Annotated in this window: 15 protein-coding genes and 1 pseudogene; 12 read left to right on the top strand and 4 right to left on the bottom strand. The window is 25.8% G+C overall.

Annotation, left to right across the window (positions count from 1 at the left end; all coding sequences use genetic code 11):
* The first annotated feature begins 48 nt into the window (after nucleotides 1–48).
* Entirely contained in the window at nucleotides 49–2,433 is a 2,385-nt protein-coding gene (locus EIH23_RS08650) for a glycoside hydrolase family 31 protein (protein WP_122639895.1), read from the top strand.
* Between the two features lie 200 nt (nucleotides 2,434–2,633).
* Nucleotides 2,634–3,425: an EFR1 family ferrodoxin gene (locus EIH23_RS08645; protein WP_122639894.1), complete on the top strand. Its 792-nt coding sequence runs from the start codon at nucleotides 2,634–2,636 to the stop codon at nucleotides 3,423–3,425.
* Nucleotides 3,426–3,552: 127 nt separating this feature from the next.
* On the opposite strand, the gene EIH23_RS08640 is transcribed toward EIH23_RS08645, so the two are convergent.
* The 4 genes from EIH23_RS08640 to EIH23_RS08630 all read right to left on the bottom strand — a co-directional run bounded on the left by EIH23_RS08640 (nucleotide 3,553) and on the right by EIH23_RS08630 (nucleotide 5,703).
* Complete coding sequence (locus tag EIH23_RS08640) at nucleotides 3,553–4,146, bottom strand: DUF1638 domain-containing protein (protein WP_122639893.1); 594 nt, start codon at nucleotides 4,144–4,146, stop codon at nucleotides 3,553–3,555.
* Between the two features lie 41 nt (nucleotides 4,147–4,187).
* Complete coding sequence (locus EIH23_RS16580) at nucleotides 4,188–4,757, bottom strand: CPBP family intramembrane glutamic endopeptidase (RefSeq protein WP_243113361.1); 570 nt, start codon at nucleotides 4,755–4,757, stop codon at nucleotides 4,188–4,190.
* 64 nt (nucleotides 4,758–4,821) lie between these two features.
* The gene (locus EIH23_RS16575) at nucleotides 4,822–5,109 is read right to left on the bottom strand and encodes a hypothetical protein (RefSeq protein ID WP_243113360.1); all 288 of its coding nucleotides are present in this window, start codon (nucleotides 5,107–5,109) and stop codon (nucleotides 4,822–4,824) included.
* 156 nt (nucleotides 5,110–5,265) lie between these two features.
* A complete protein-coding gene (locus EIH23_RS08630) occupies nucleotides 5,266–5,703 on the bottom strand; it encodes a hypothetical protein (protein WP_122639892.1) in 438 nt (145 codons plus the stop codon).
* Nucleotides 5,704–5,889: 186 nt separating this feature from the next.
* Here EIH23_RS08630 and EIH23_RS08625 point away from each other — a divergent pair, with 186 nt between their 5' ends.
* From EIH23_RS08625 to EIH23_RS08580, 10 genes and pseudogenes are all read left to right on the top strand, one after another.
* Nucleotides 5,890–6,546 carry a pentapeptide repeat-containing protein gene (locus EIH23_RS08625; protein ID WP_122639891.1) on the top strand — a complete coding sequence of 219 codons (657 nt, stop codon included), beginning with the start codon at nucleotides 5,890–5,892 and terminating at the stop codon, nucleotides 6,544–6,546.
* A gap of 415 nt (nucleotides 6,547–6,961) precedes the next feature.
* The gene (locus tag EIH23_RS08620; protein ID WP_122639890.1) at nucleotides 6,962–7,840 is read left to right on the top strand and encodes a DUF362 domain-containing protein; all 879 of its coding nucleotides are present in this window, start codon (nucleotides 6,962–6,964) and stop codon (nucleotides 7,838–7,840) included.
* Nucleotides 7,841–7,957: 117 nt separating this feature from the next.
* Nucleotides 7,958–9,514: pseudogene (locus EIH23_RS08615) on the top strand (AbgT family transporter).
* A 96-nt stretch (nucleotides 9,515–9,610) separates the two neighbouring features.
* Nucleotides 9,611–10,393: a PIG-L family deacetylase gene (locus EIH23_RS08610; protein WP_122639889.1), complete on the top strand. Its 783-nt coding sequence runs from the start codon at nucleotides 9,611–9,613 to the stop codon at nucleotides 10,391–10,393.
* Nucleotides 10,394–10,537: 144 nt separating this feature from the next.
* A complete protein-coding gene (locus EIH23_RS08605; protein WP_122639888.1) occupies nucleotides 10,538–11,020 on the top strand; it encodes a methylated-DNA--[protein]-cysteine S-methyltransferase in 483 nt (160 codons plus the stop codon).
* Between the two features lie 129 nt (nucleotides 11,021–11,149).
* Nucleotides 11,150–12,265: an MGDG synthase family glycosyltransferase gene (locus EIH23_RS08600; protein WP_122639887.1), complete on the top strand. Its 1,116-nt coding sequence runs from the start codon at nucleotides 11,150–11,152 to the stop codon at nucleotides 12,263–12,265.
* A gap of 56 nt (nucleotides 12,266–12,321) precedes the next feature.
* A complete protein-coding gene (locus tag EIH23_RS08595; RefSeq protein WP_122639886.1) occupies nucleotides 12,322–13,023 on the top strand; it encodes a response regulator transcription factor in 702 nt (233 codons plus the stop codon).
* Nucleotides 13,010–14,599 carry a sensor histidine kinase gene (locus EIH23_RS08590; protein ID WP_122639885.1) on the top strand — a complete coding sequence of 530 codons (1,590 nt, stop codon included), beginning with the start codon at nucleotides 13,010–13,012 and terminating at the stop codon, nucleotides 14,597–14,599. Before EIH23_RS08595 ends, EIH23_RS08590 begins: the two co-directional genes overlap by 14 nt.
* A gap of 400 nt (nucleotides 14,600–14,999) precedes the next feature.
* On the top strand, nucleotides 15,000–16,016 hold the full coding sequence (locus EIH23_RS08585; RefSeq protein WP_122639884.1) for a BMP family lipoprotein: 1,017 nt from the start codon (nucleotides 15,000–15,002) through the stop codon (nucleotides 16,014–16,016).
* Nucleotides 16,017–16,144: 128 nt separating this feature from the next.
* The coding region (locus EIH23_RS08580; protein WP_206425653.1) for a hypothetical protein at nucleotides 16,145–16,374 on the top strand (230 nt) is incomplete at its 3' end.

Here is a 16,374-nt window from a genome sequence, read left to right as displayed (position 1 = left end):
ATATAAAATTTAAATATAATAAAATTTATGAGTATATGGAGATTAAATATGTCGATTAGAAATTTTAAGTTTAAACTTATAAACAATAAAGATAATATAGTTAGCTTTTCTAGTGAAGATATAGTTGCTAAAGTACAAGTATTAGAAGAGGATATATTAAGAGTTATAATACATAAAGAAGATGGATTAAAGTTAGATAAAACATGGTTAGTTGCTCCTGGCATGGATGATATACCTTTTGAAGGAAGAGATAAGTTTGATACAACAGGATTTAGCTTGCCAGAATTTAAATTAGATGAAAGTGATGAATTTGTAAAAATATCTACTTCAAAAGTGGAGGCATCAATAAATTTACTTAATTTTAGGATTACTTGGTATTATGTAGATGATAATAAAAGAGTTGAATTTATGAGAGATAGACAGACTCAAGCATATAATTTTAAAGGAGAGCTTGGTGATGGTATATATCACTATATAAATAGAAATAGAAGAGAACAGTATTTTGGCTTAGGTGAGAAGGCAGGAAATTTAAATAGATATGGAAAAAGGTATAGAATGCTAAACATAGATGCTATGGGCTATGATGCAGAGAGTACAGATCCACTATATAAACATATACCTTTTTATATAACTAGAGATGAAGAAACTAATTTATCTTATGGTATATTCTATGATAATATGTCTAATGCAATATTTGATATGGGTCAAGAGTTAGATAATTATCATGGACACTATAGATATTTTTATTCAATAAATGGAGATCTAGATTATTATGTAATTGCTAAAAAAGATATACCATCTATAGTTAAAACATTCAGTTGGATGAGTGGTAAGACAACATTTTCACCTAAATGGAGTTTACACTATTCAGGATCAACTATGACATATACAGATTCACCAGATGCAGAAGAGCAGTTAAAGAAGTTTGTTGATTTATGTGAAGAAAACGATATACTAAGTGGATCATTCCAATTATCGTCAGGATATACATCAATAGGTGATAAGAGGTATGTATTTAACTGGAATAGAGATAAGATACCTTCACCTGAGAAACTGACAGAGTATTTTCATAAAAAAGGTTTAAGATTATGTGCAAACATAAAGCCGGCTTTATTATTAGATCATCCAATGTTTGAGGAGTTAAAAGAAAGAGGGTTATTTGTAAAAGAAGAAAATTCTGATACACCTTATTTATGTCAATACTGGGATGAATTAGGTGCACACTTAGACTTTACTAATATTGACACTATAAATTGGTGGAAAGAACAAGTAACGAAACAGCTTTTAGAGTATGGAATAGATTCTACATGGAATGATAATAATGAATATGAAATATGGGGAAATAATAAATTAAATGGATTTGGAAAAGAGATAGATTTAGAGCTTGTTAGATCTATAATGCCATTACTGATGATGAAATCATCATTTGAAGCTCAAAAAGAGTTTAATCCAAGTGAAAGACCATATTTAATATCAAGATCTGGATGTCCAGGGATACAAAGATACGTTCAAACTTGGAGTGGAGATAATTACACTTCATGGAAAACACTAAAATATAATATAAAAATGGGAAATGGATTAAGTTTGTCTGGAATATACAATCATGGTCATGATATAGGTGGATTCTCTGGAAATGCACCAGAGCCAGAGTTATTTGTAAGGTGGGTACAACAGGGAATAATGTATCCTCGATTTACAATACATTCTTGGAATGATGACAAGACTGTAAATGAGCCATGGATGTATCCAGAATACACAAAAACTATATCTAATTTATTGAAGCAAAGAAATCGTCTAATACCATATTTATATGACTTACTTTATAAAGCACACAAATATTACGAACCGATAGTAAAGCCAACACTATATGATTTTGGAAATGTAGATAAAAATACATTTGAAGAAAATGATGAATTTATGCTAGGTAATGCATTATTAGTTGCTTGCGTAGTGAATAAAGGTGATAAAGAGAGACTTGTATATCTTCCTAAAAATGATTTTGGATGGTATGATTTTAATACTCATGAATGGTATGAAGGTGGAAAGACAGTTACGATACCAGCTCCTTTAGAGTATTCACCAGTATTAGTTCAAGGTGGCAGTATAATACCTATAAATGAAGCCGATGTAACCTTTAATAGCAAAGAAAATGATGAAAGAGCATTTTATATATTCCCTCCAAAAGGAAATTCTACATTTGAATATAAATTCTTTGAAGATGATGGAATTACAAATGACTATGAAAATAATCATTTTTTATATAAATTTAATGTAATTACTACTGATTTTGATATATCAATAAGCTTAAAAACAGAAGGTAAATATAATGTAGGATATAATAGTATATCTATTTATTTACCTAAAGATGAGAATAGAGTTTTTAAGATAAATGGAAGCATTTTAGATAAAAATTTGAAGTATATTTTAAAATAATTATTTATTTTTTAATAAAAGCTACTAGATTTAATCACACATCTAGTAGTTTTTTACTTTATTCAAAACCATTATTTATTATAAATTTATTCAGAATAAGTTTAAATAAAACGTAATAAATTAATAGGTTACTAAATAATATAATTTTATATGATAGAATATCTAGTTATAATAAATTTTTATGGAGATGATTAAAAGTTATGAATAAGATAGGGATTATATATTTTTCTGGAACAGGAAATACAAAGTTTGTATCCAAAAATATAAAAACTGAGTTAGAAAGATATAGAAAAGAAGTTAAATTAATAAATATAGAAAAAGATATAATAAATCCAAATGACTATGAATCATTGATAATAGGAGGTCCTATATATGTAGAAAGATATCCAGATATATTACTTGAATATGTAGAAAAGTATCTAGGAGAATATCAAGGAAACTGTATGCTTTTTACTACTCAAGGAGCTAAGAGGGAAAGTTTTGCATTTCAACATTTTATGAATAGATTTCCATTTATTAATATTAGATATTGTATGTATATACCAATGCCTAATAATTTCTATAATTTCATGTTTGAAATGTCGTCAAAAGAAGAAGAGAAACAATTAATAAAAGAGAGTGAAGTATTAATAAAAAAAGAAATAAAAGATTTTTTTAATGGAAAAATAAAAGTTTATCCCAAAAATAATTTTAATGTAACTATGGTAGATAAGATTTATAAGATATTTTATAATTACTATACGAGATTTTTAACTAAGAAGATTAATATTGATATAAATAAATGTAATAATTGTAAACTATGTGAAAAGAGTTGTCCTGTTAATTGTATTAAAATAGAAGAGAATGCTAATTTTAATAAAAACTGTATACTTTGTCAAAGATGTATGAGTCATTGCCCAAACAAAGCGTTTCTGTATAAGAACAAATCATTTATACAATATAATCCTAACTTTAAAGAATTTAGTGAGACTTTAAATGATAAGATAGAGTAAAGTTGATTAAATAATTAATAGTAAATCAAATATAAAATTATTAGAAGCCAATATTGCCATTAACAATAAAATAAAAGTATGTATCACTAATAATAGTGATACATACTTTTTTATGTAAATAATAAAGTTATAAAGAAGTTTTTATAGCATTAACAATTTTACTTTTAAAAATATTAATATCAGTATGTTCTACTTCTATAGGAACCTGAATTTTTTCGAATAGGTCAAAAATCATATCATCAGTTATATCACAAGAGCTAGTATCTGCGACTATAATATTTTCATATTGACCATATTGTTGTCTAATATCATAAATATCAACAGCATTTGCAAACTTATTTAATTCATCAAACTTAGTAACCCATCCAGACGTTATATATAAATTTTTATTATCAATAATACTTCTTTTATTTTTTTTATCTTTGATTATTAATTCCATACAATTTGCTTCACTAAAAGTAATAACATTATCATAATTTTTTAAAAAATCATGGAACTTATAATGGCATTTACTTCCATATAGTAAAATAATTTTATCTGCATCAATCTTATTTAAATTATTAACTATCTCTGATTTTAACTTATTTAAATTTACATGAAGGCCAAAGGGCAAATATTTTAGATTAATATCATCGTCAAAGATTTTTTCTTCTTTAATTTCTTTTAAAACTTCATTTAACTCGGGTTCAAAAACACCACATGATAAGATGAAGACTTTCATAAAAGCGATACCTCCTTTTAAATGTAAATACATTATTTGATCTAATATATAGAATGGGAATTAAAATATTCTTTTTTATCTAAATAAGTTAAAATACCAATAGAAAGAAGTAATACAACAGTAGCACTAAGACCTGCCTCAGGTCCAAAAATTCCACCAGATATAAACCTATTTCCAACTAAGTTTAAATCTATTAAACTTGAAACCTCAACATTTATACCACTAACTTCAAATCCAAATAAATTACCTTGGGCAAAATTCCAAGCAGAATGCATACCACAAACAGTCCATAAATCATTAGTTTTTATAACATATAGGCCATAAAAAATACCAACTAATACTATATTTATTACAGCAATAAAGCTTACATTAGGATTAGTTAAATGTAATAAACCAAATAAAGTTGATGATATAAATAAACCTATACCAATATTGTATCTTGCTCCTAAAATGTTCATTAGCCATCCTCTAGTTACAATTTCTTCAGTAGCACCTTGAATAATCCATCCTATTAAAATAATTAAAACTCCACTTAAAGCAGATATACCAATTGGTTGAGTTGGATTATTTTCAAGACTTACAAATCCAAATATAAATAATATTAAAACCACAGCACACATCATAAGTATTCCAATAATAAATCCTAAAGAATATTTTTTGCTCCAATTATTTTTATTAAATCCAATAGAAGAAAATTGTCTTTTTTCTATGAACTTTACTCTTATAAATACTAGGAGATATAAATATAAATGAAACTAATGTTATTAATAAAAATAATAAATCTTGGTTACTTTGAAATATATTAAATCTATTTAAGATAAGATATAAAGGGGTTACACCAATGGCCCCAATAAGTGAACCTATATTCATAAATATTAATGTAAGAATAATTGCCCAGACAATGTTAGGTAACTTCTTACTTTTTTTAGCTTCATCTATAAGGCATTCATTTTTAACAAACATATAAAATCATCCAATTATTATAAAGTCTTGCATATTAATTGTAGTTATATTTTTATATAAAATCTAGTTAAATTATAATTTTATATAAGAATATAAAGAAATAAGTGAATACTTTAATAGCATTCACTTATTATTTTATTTAATATTATTAATAAATTATTTTAGACCTAAATCTGAAAGCATCTGTGATATTCCGTACGTCTGGTCATATTTAGAGTAGTATTCACTAAAAACATCATCAACAGATGAATCTTGATAAACATCAAATTCAATTCCTTTATATTCAGATTTGATACACTTTAAAGTAGTATTATTTAAATAATTTTTTAATCTTAATATATAATCTTTTATATCTTCATTAGGTAAAACTTTTAATTCGTCAATATTTTGAGCTACTATGTATGCTGATTTATTTATTTCTTCAGATGAAATACTTTCACTTAGTTGAGATTTTATATGTTCTAAAAATTCCTCAGTAAGTTCTAATTCATCTAAATTTTCATCTTTTAAAACGTATTGGATTTTATCTAAAATCATAGCATTATTCCATTTATATTTATTAGAAGTATCCTGATTATTAAGTTTATTATTCATTTTTATTATCTCCTATTTAAATTTAATGTTATTATATCAAAATTATAAGTATTTATCATCAATATCAACGTATAATAACCTTGTTATGGTATAGGTTATATGTTAATATTAGGAATACTTATATAAAAAATAATTAATACAATGATTTATATATAACTATATAAACTTTTAAAATATGGAGGCAAAATGAATAATAAACCAAAAACAGAAATAGGATTAAAATATAATAAAGCAATAAAAATGAATAAAAATTTTATGTATCAAGATTTAAAAAGAAGTAATTGTTACAATACGGATTTTTCAAACTCAAATTTTAACTTTACAAGTTTAAGAGGAGCACATTTTAAATCTTGCAATTTTTATGGATGTACATTTAAATCATCAGAAATAATAGGAGCAAATTTAAAGAAAAGCAAATTTAAGAATGCAAAATTTGAAAATACGGTATTTGAATCTACTAATTTAGATGATGTAGATTTTTCAGGAGCAAAATTTAAAAATGTAATATTCTTAAATACAGATATATCTAAATCAAAAAATCTTAATATAGATTCATCTAAAGTAAAAATATTCAAGGAAATGCCAGTGATAGAACTTAGTGAAAGATTAGAATGTGCAATAAAAAGTGCAATGGAAAATGAATTTGTTAAAAAATCTAGAACATTAGATACTAAAGATGGTGGAATTAATTTTGTAAGTATAATGATACTTTTAGAAAACTTTAAAGAAAAGCAATTAATAGATGGATTAATGCTAATAGGGGAAAGAATAGATAAAGAGTTTTGTACATTAAGTTATATAATAAAAAACTTAGAAATTTATAAATCTCAAGGTTTATTATAATTTAAATAAAATGATATAATAGATAATTCATAATACCATTTTATTATTTCATATATATTAATATTAAATGTTTAAAAGGGGATATAAAATGAACGATTTAAAATTAAATATATATGAAATTGTTCGCAATGTGGTTGTAAAAGTATTTATTATAACACTAATAAATTTAGAATGAATTCAAATGGAAATAATATAGAAAATGCTCTTCAAGAAAATAGTATCTTGGAGAGTTTTTTATTAAAAATAAATAAATATTTCATGATAAATACCTTGACTTAGAGTTAGCTTCAAGTACTATACTAAGAATAGATTTGAAATTAATTTTGTTAAAAATAAATAATAACTTTAGGAATAACAGCTTAACATATTTATACTTAGACATCAAAATCCTAAAAATAAAAAGGAGAAATTTATTATGGTAAAATCTAAAGTATATTTTACTAAAGAAATAACATCAAATAGTTTAATTGAAATATATAAGGCTATGGGAGTAACTCTAAAAGGAAAAGTAGCTGTTAAAATTTCTACAGGAGAGCCTGGTGGACATAATTTCTTAGAACCTAATTTAATTAAAGATCTTGTTAATAAATTAAATGGAACAATAGTTGAATGCAATACTGCTTACCCTGGTGGAAGAAATGAAAGTAATGTACATTGGGAAACTATAGAAAAGCATGGATTTAAAGCTATATCACCATGTGATATATTAGATGAAGATGGTGATATGACTATTTTAGTAAAATGTGGTAAGAATTTGAGAGAGAACTATGTTGGTAATCATTTGCAAAATTATGATTCAATGCTTATACTTTCTCATTTTAAAGGTCATGCAATGGGAGGGTTTGGTGGAGCACTAAAAAATATGTCTATAGGACTAGGATCTTCTAGAGGAAAATTACACATACACACATCTGGAGAAGGTGGAAATTTTGAGGATATGTTTACTGCTGACCATGATTCTTTCTTAGAATCAATGGCTGATGCGGATAAATCAGTTATGGATTTTATGGGAAGAGAAAATATTGTATATATAAATGTAGCAAATAAACTATCTGTAGATTGTGACTGTGATGCTAATCCAGATGAGCCTAAAATGGCTGATATAGGTATTTTAGCATCAACCGATCCAGTAGCCTTAGATCAAGCTTCAGTAGATTTAGTATATCAATCTAAAGATCCAGGTAAATCATATCTAATTGAAAGAATGGAATCTAGAAATGGTATTCATACTGTAATATCAGCTGAAAGCTTAGGTCTTGGCTTTAGAGAATATGAATTGATAAATATTGACTAATATAAAAGCTAGATGAAAATTTTCGTCTAGTTTTTTATTTTAAGAGGAGAATATATAATTAACGAGAACCTGTTATTAGATGAGATAAAATACAGAAAGTTAGGGGGATAGCAAAGTATGGATAAAAATATTCAATTAAAAAAAGAAAAAAGTAAATTATTAAGAGTACTAGATTATGTTGAAATGATAGGTAATTTATTACCTCATCCAGCAACATTATTTATAATTTTAAGTGTATCTATAGTTATATTATCAGCAATAATGGGGGGCATGGGTACAAATGTTACATATGAGGCAGTAGATACTACAACAGAAGCAATAGTTCAAAATACTGTAACAGCTCAAAGTTTGTTATCAGCAGATGGTATAAGATTTATATTTACAAATGTTATAAGCAATTTTACTAGTTTTTATCCATTAGGAGCAGTATTTACAATAATTTTATGTGTAGGAGTAGCAGAAGGAACAGGATTTTTATAAGCAGGTTTAAGAAAAATTGCAAAAGTAACTCCAAAAAGGTTTGTTACATCAATGGTTGTATTACTTGGTATTATGTCAAATGTGGCATCATCAACAGGATATGTAGTTCTAGTCCCATTAGGTGCAATAATATTTATGAGTTTTAAAAGACATCCAATTGCTGGATTAGCCGCAGCATTTGCAGGTGTTTCTGGAGGATGGAGTGCTAATTTACTAATAGGAAGTAACGACCCAATGTTTGCAGGAATATCTACAGAAGCAGCTCGTATTCTGGATCCAAATTATTTTGTACAACCGACTTCAAATTGGTACTTTATGGTAGCATCAACGTTTGTAATAACAATTATTGCTACGTATATAACAGAAAAAGTAGTAGAACCAAGGCTTGGAGAGTATGAGTGTGAAGAAAGATATATAGTAGAAGATATATCTAAAGAAGAAAAAAGAGGTATGAAGTTTGGTATTATTTCATTACTAATATATATTTTTATAATTTTAGCGCTAATAGTACCTAAAAATGGTATATTAAGAAATCCAGAGACTGGAGGGATACTAACATCTCCATTTATGAGTAGTATAATACCTATAATGGGCGGAGTCTTTTTAGTTCCAGGAATATTTTATGGAATAGGATCAGGAACTATAAAAAATGATAAAGATATTATAGAACTAATGGTAAAAGGAATAGGAGGAATAAGTAGCTTTTTAGTACTTATATTCTTTGCAGCTCAGTTTGTAAAATATTTTGATTATTCAAATATAGGAACTATTATATTAGTAAGCGGAGCCAGATTTTTAGAAAGTACAGGGTTTGTAGGACTACCTCTTATAATATGTTTTATAATATTAACATCTATAATAAATATATTTATAGCAGTTGATTCAGCTAAATGGGTACTTATGGCACCTATATTTGTACCAATGTTTATGAGAATTGGATTATCACCAGAGTTAACACAAGTTGTTTATAGAATTGGTGATTCATGTACAAATGTAATCGCACCACTTATGCCGTTCTTTGCTTTGATAGTTGCATTTTGCCAAAAATATGATAAGAAAGTTGGTATTGGAACATTAATAACTACTATGGCACCGTACTCAATAGGTTTTTTAGTTGGATGGACAACATTATTTATAGTTTGGTATATCTTTGAATTACCACTAGGTCCTGGATCTGAGATTTTTTTAATATAATATTAATAAATTGTAATATTATGTTAAGGATATAGTAATATTTATTATGTATAATTAGCTTAAATTTAATATTTTTGTAACGGGGAGATAGTCATAATGAAGAAAAATATTTTTAAGTTAATAATATGTATAAGTATAATATTAGTTTCAAGTATTTCTATATTAGGATTTAGTGATGAAGAAAGTTATGCAGATATAAAATTTAAAGAAAATGTAGTATTTTATGCTCAGCATCAAGATGATGAAACTTTATGGGCATCAAGTGCAATAATTGAAGCCATAAATGAAGTAGGTGCTGATCATGTTTATATAGTTCAGGTATCTTATGGAACAGGAATAAAGGTATTTAACAATGAAAAACTCTTTGAAAATATGAGTAATATAGATAAATACGAATATAGAGAAAGAGAATTTCTTTCAGCTGTAAATCAATTAGGGATAAAACGTGAAAATGTAGTATTACTACCTAGAATAAATAATACAGGATCTACTAGCTTTGACTTAATGGAGCAGGTAGCTTTAAAATTTGAAAAAGAATTAAAAAGTGTTACTCATATAGCACATACTTATAAATTAGATTGGCATTTACAACATTTAAAAAATGGATCTGTTATTCAATCTTTATATAATGCAGGGATGATAAAAGATGTAAGGTACTTTGTTAAACCAGAATATGAAAAATATATACCAAAAGAAGAAAAAATAATTTATAAGACAATATCTTTAAAAGATAAAGAAAAGATAAAAAAAGCATGCGAAGAATACAAGTTAGTAAATGAGGATGAAAAAAGAGATGGTATTGGATATAAGTCAGATCATAAATCATTTGATAGATTAATCATAAATTACAGTTCAATACTTCATACAGCTAATATTTAAAATAAGTAGAAATGGAGAGAATCTCATATTCTCTCCATTTCTACTTATTTTAAGTAAACTTTTTTAGGCCTTGTAATTTGTTAGTAATAATAATAAAATTAACAAATAAAATATAAGTAATTTAGAGATTTAGGGTGAAGTTGAATGGTATATGGTTGGTATTATGATACAGTAATAGGTAGAATTATAATAAGAGAAGAAAACAGTAAAATAACAAATTTAGATTTTTACAAAGTTGATGATAATTTTGAATTAAAAGAAACTTATACATTGAAAGAAGCAAGTAAGCAGCTAAATGAATATTTCCAGGGAAAAAGAAAAGATTTTGACTTAGACTTAAGTATTAAAGGAAGTAAATTTCAAGTAAATGTTTGGAATAATTTAAAAACTATTAAATATGGGCACAAATTAACATATAAAGAACTAGCAATAAAAGTTGGAAACAAGAATGCATCACGTGCTGTTGGAAATGCAAATGCTAAAAATCCAATACCAATATTTATACCATGTCATAGAGTAATTAAATCAGATGGAAGTATTGGTGGATACTTAGGTAGTTCTAAAGAAGGAATTAGAATAAAAGAGTATTTAATTAGGTTAGAAAAAATACAAAAATCACCTATATAATTTATAGGGTGATTTTTTATTTTAAAAATTGTAAGGTGAATATTAAGAATTTGTAAGAATCTTTAAAGGATAGTGTAAGAATCATATTTTATAATAATATTAATAAAAAATATGAGAGGTAATTTTATTATGAAAATTTTGATATTGACAGGTGCATTTGGCATGGGACACTATTCCGCAGCTCAAGCTATAAAAGAGGAAATACTTTTAGATGAGCCATATGCAAATATAGAGATAATAGATGTAGTAGATTATATATTTCCTAAAATAAGTAAAATAATATATAGAGTATTTAATTTCGTAGTAAGTAAATTTTTATTAATGTATAATTATTTTAATATAATAGCATCAAGAAATCCTAGTACGCCTATTAAGGCATTAGTAGCAAAAAAAATAGATATTTTATTAAATGATAAAAACATAGATATGATAATATCAACTTTTCCAATTTGTAGTCAATATGTATCTGCATATAAAAAAATAAAAAATAAGAATATTCCTTTATTTACTTATATAACAGATATAGATGTAAACGAAGAATGGATTTGTGAAAATACAGATATGTATTTTGTAGGTAGTAAACAAACCAAAGAATCATTGATTAAAAAAGGTGTAGGAAAAGAAAAAATAATAGTATGTGGTATACCTGTAAAACATGATTTTAAAGACCAAGCGATTACCGAAATAAGAAAAAATAATAAAGAAATACTAATAATGGGAGGGGGATTAGGCCTAATACCTCAAGGGGATAAAATATTAGATTATTTATCAAATATAGAGAATATAAATATTACTTTTATTGCTGGTAAAAATAAAAGGTTAATAAAACAAATTAAAGAAAGTTATCCAAATATAAATGTATTAGGATACTGTGATAATGTTTATGATTATATGAAAAAAGCAGACTTACTTATTACAAAGTCTGGTGGAATTACATTATTTGAAGCAATACATTCTACTACGCCACTATATGTTATAAGACCTTTTTTATGTCAAGAAATTGGAAATGCAAAATTTATTCAAGAGCATAGAATAGGAAAAGTAATATGGACAAGAGGAACAGATATATATGAAGATTTAACATTTTTATTAGAAAATGATATTTTATTAGATGATATGAAAAAAAATATAAAAAATATAAGAGAAAACTTGGATAATTCGTCTCCATTAGCTTATTATAATAAGAGCTTAAATTTATGCTATTATAATGTAAGTAATAGTTATATAAAAATTTCGGGAATATAAATTTAAAACAATAAAAGAGTATAATGAGAAATAAGAAAATATGGAGGAAAATAATCATGAGTTATAATATACTTGTAGTAGAAGATGATATAGATATAATAAAATTATTAAAAATATATTTAGAAAATGATGGTTATAATGTATATTCAGCAAATAACGGCATTGAAGCATTAAAAATAGTAGAAAATATAAAAATAGACTTAGTAGTTATGGATATAATGATGCCTAAAATGGATGGATATGAGCTTACAAAGAGAGTAAGAGAAAAGTATAATGTACCAATAATTATTTTATCTGCAAAAAATGAAGATAGTGATAAAATATTAGGGCTCAATTTAGGTGCAGATGATTACATTACAAAGCCTTTCAATCCGTTAGAAATAGTGGCTAGGGTGAATTCTAATTTGCGTAGGTTTTATCATTTGAATAATCCAAGCAAATATAGTGATGAAAGTAGTAAATTAGTAGTAGGTGACTTAGTATTAGATAGACAAAAATTAGCACTGTTTAAAAGAGGACAAGAAATAACTGTTACGCCAACAGAATATAAAATATTATTGTTGCTTATGAAAACACCAGGAAGAGTATATACAAAAGTACAAATTTATGAAGATATAAATGGAGAATATTTTTCTAATGATGATAATACAATGATGGTTCATATTTCTAGACTTCGTGAAAAAGTAGAAGATGATTCTAAAAATCCTGAATATATAAAAACTGTAAGGGGAATAGGTTATAAAATTGAAGATAAATAAGGGTATAAAAGGAAGTCTATTCACTCTTCTGGTTAGGAACTATATATTTTTTACAATGGCTATTGCTATTTTACTAGGAACTATAATGTTAATATCTAACTATAGATATGATGCTATTATGAGAGAGCCTAAAGTAAATGATTTAGTAGATTATGCTAGCTTAGTTTCTAAAGAAGAGTATGGAGGAATGCCTATAGAAAAGTTAATGGGTAAGGGATCATATATAGAAGTTTTAGATAAAGATAATAATGTTGTATATAAAAGTAAAGGTGATAAGATAAATAAGGAATATACAAAAGATGAACTTGAATGTATACAAAGTTATTTACCACAATGTGAAATAAGAGTAGAAGAATACTATAATTCTAAAAATGAAAAAAATACCTCTGTAACTATAAATTATTATAGTGATGAGAATAGAGATAAAATATATATTATAGACAAAGACTTAAATTTAATTTACACAAATATAAAAACTAATAGAAAATCTTTTACTGAAAATGAGTTTAAATACCTTACTGGAGAAGAGTTTAAAGAATATGATGTAAGAAAGTATAAATTTAAGAACAAAAATAATGAAGATTTTACATTAATAAGCTATATACCTAGATTTGGGGACTCAATTGCTAAAAGATTAAGTAATGCTACAAATGAATCTATTATCGCATTTATTGTAGTATACATAATATTAGCTATTTTATTTATATTATGGATGAATAAAAAGATAAAAAAACCATTAAAAATATTAAATGGAGCTATTGTAGATTTTAAAAATGGTATTAGAAGGACTTATCTACAATATGAAGGACCAAAAGAGTTTGCGGATATTTTCCGTAGTTTCAATGATATGTCGAGTAAATTATATGAAAGTGAACAAAGAAGTAAAAGACTAGAAGAAGAAAAGCAGAAAATGCTTGCTGATATATCACATGATTTAAAGACACCAATAACTGTTATTAAAGGATATTCAAAAGCCGTGTGTGATAATTTAGTGAATGAAGATGAAAAGAATCAATATCTTATGACTATTTATCAAAAGGCAGATAATTTAGATGAACTTATTAATACATTTCATGAATATAGTAAAATGGAGCATCCAGAGTACAAATTAGTTTTAGAAAAAATGGATATATGTGAATATATTAGAGCTTATCTTGCTCAAAAATATAATGAATTATATATTAGTGGAGTAGAACTAAATGCGGACATACCAGAAAGTGTTATTTATTGTGATATTGATAAAGTTCAATTAAAACGGGTATTTGAAAATTTAGTTTCTAATACACTTAAACATAATAAAAATAAGGTATCTATTTTATTTAATATAAAAGAAATAGATGATAAGGTAAGAATAATAATAGGAGATAATGGGGTAGGAATATCAAAATCAATAGCCAAAAATATTTTTGACCCATTTGTAGTAGGAGAGCAATCTCGAACAAAACAAGGGTCTGGATTAGGATTGGCATTGAGTAAAAAAATAATAGAAGCTCATAGTGGAGCTATAAGACTTGTTGATGCTAAGAAAAATTATAAAACAGTATTTGAAATATTACTACCTATAAGTAAAAAATAATTATAAAATTAATAAAATCATATATTTAAATATTACATGAATATGACTTCTGAAATGGATTTTTTTGTTTCGTCATAATCTAATTATTATAGTGATATCAACACTAATATTCGACAAAAATATAAATATAAAATAAATTTTCAAATTTTAATTAAAAAATATTGACATAAATCATAAATAATAGTATTCTCTTCTAAGAAATAATTTTGATACTTTAATTTGGTCCAGAGAGGCTATAAAGAATGGTTACATATTTAGTGAAGAGTAAACTTGTGTAATAATCCTTTTATCACCTCTGATAAGAGGATTTTTTTATAATTTAGTATAAAACTTATACTTAATATGTAATTGTACGGAGTGTCATCATAAAGAGTTATTTAAGACAACGGAGGTACAATCAATGAAATTAAAAAAATTATTAGCAATAGCAACAACAGCAGTATTATCAACATCTTTATTAGTAGGATGTTCATCAAACACAGAAGAAGATGATAAAATATCAGTAGCAATGATAACTGATGTTGCTGGGGTAAATGACCAATCATTTAACCAATCAGCTTGGGAAGGATTACAAAAAGCTGAAAAAGAATTGGGTGTTGAAGTTAAATACTTAGAATCTACTCAAGATGCAGATTACATGCAAAATGTAGAAACATTAGTAGATCAAGGGACTGATTTAATAATAGGTGTAGGTATGAAGTTAGCTCCTACAATAGAAGAAGCAGCTAAATCATATCCAGATCAAAAATTTGCAATAGTAGATGAAACTTATGAAGAAATACCATCAAATGTAAAGTCGATATTATTTAATGCAGAGCAATCAGCTTACTTAGCAGGTTTAATAGCCGGTAAAATGAGTGAAACAAACAATGTTGGATTTATAGGTGGAATGCAAATTTCAGTTATAGATACTTTTAAATATGGATTTATGGCAGGAGTAAAAGCTTCTAATCCAGATGCTGAGATACAAGCTCAATATGCAAACTCATTTACTGACCAAGCTAAAGGTAAAGCAATAGCTACTCAAATGTATAAAAATGGGGCTGATATAATATTTATAGCAGGTGGAGATGTTGGAACAGGAGCGATAGAAGCAGCGAGAGAACTTGGTAAATACGCTATAGGTGTAGATAGAGACCAAAGTGACTTAGCTCCAGAAAATGTTTTAACTTCAGCTATAAAGAGAGTTGATGCAGGGGTATATGAAACTGTAAAAGCTTTAACTGAAGGAAACTTTGAAGGTGGAACTAGTTCAGTATATGGATTAAATGAAGATGCTGTAGGAATACCTGATACTACTTCAAATTTAGTACCACAAGAAATATTAGACTTTGTAAACGAACAAATGGATAAATTTAAAAATGGAGAACTAAATGCTCCAAAAACAGAAGAAGAATATAATGAACTTGTAAAATAAATAAAAAAAGACTATAGGTAAAATTATCTATAGTCTTTTTTATTTAATATAATTAAAAAATATATTGACTTAGAGTCAACTCAAAGTACTATAATAAAATGATATAACTTAAAGATTGGGGGAGTATAATGAAAAAATTATGGAAATACGTATTTAAATATAAGATTTTATTTTTCATAAGGGTGCTTACAATATCTTTGGCGGCTTTATCTGTTATAGCATTTGATTTTATTATGGGATTTATAGTTGATATATTTGCAAGTGGTGAAAGTCAAAAATTTATTCCTATAATTGCTATAAGTATTTTACTAATATTAATTTTATTTGTAACTGAATATGTAGACGGTCTTATTATGTC

The organism is Romboutsia sp. Marseille-P6047, from assembly GCF_900604535.1.
In the GTDB taxonomy this organism is placed as follows: domain Bacteria; phylum Bacillota; class Clostridia; order Peptostreptococcales; family Peptostreptococcaceae; genus Romboutsia_E.
The sequence above is the reverse complement of the archived record's forward strand: the minus strand, read 5'-3'. Positions and strand labels throughout refer to the sequence as shown.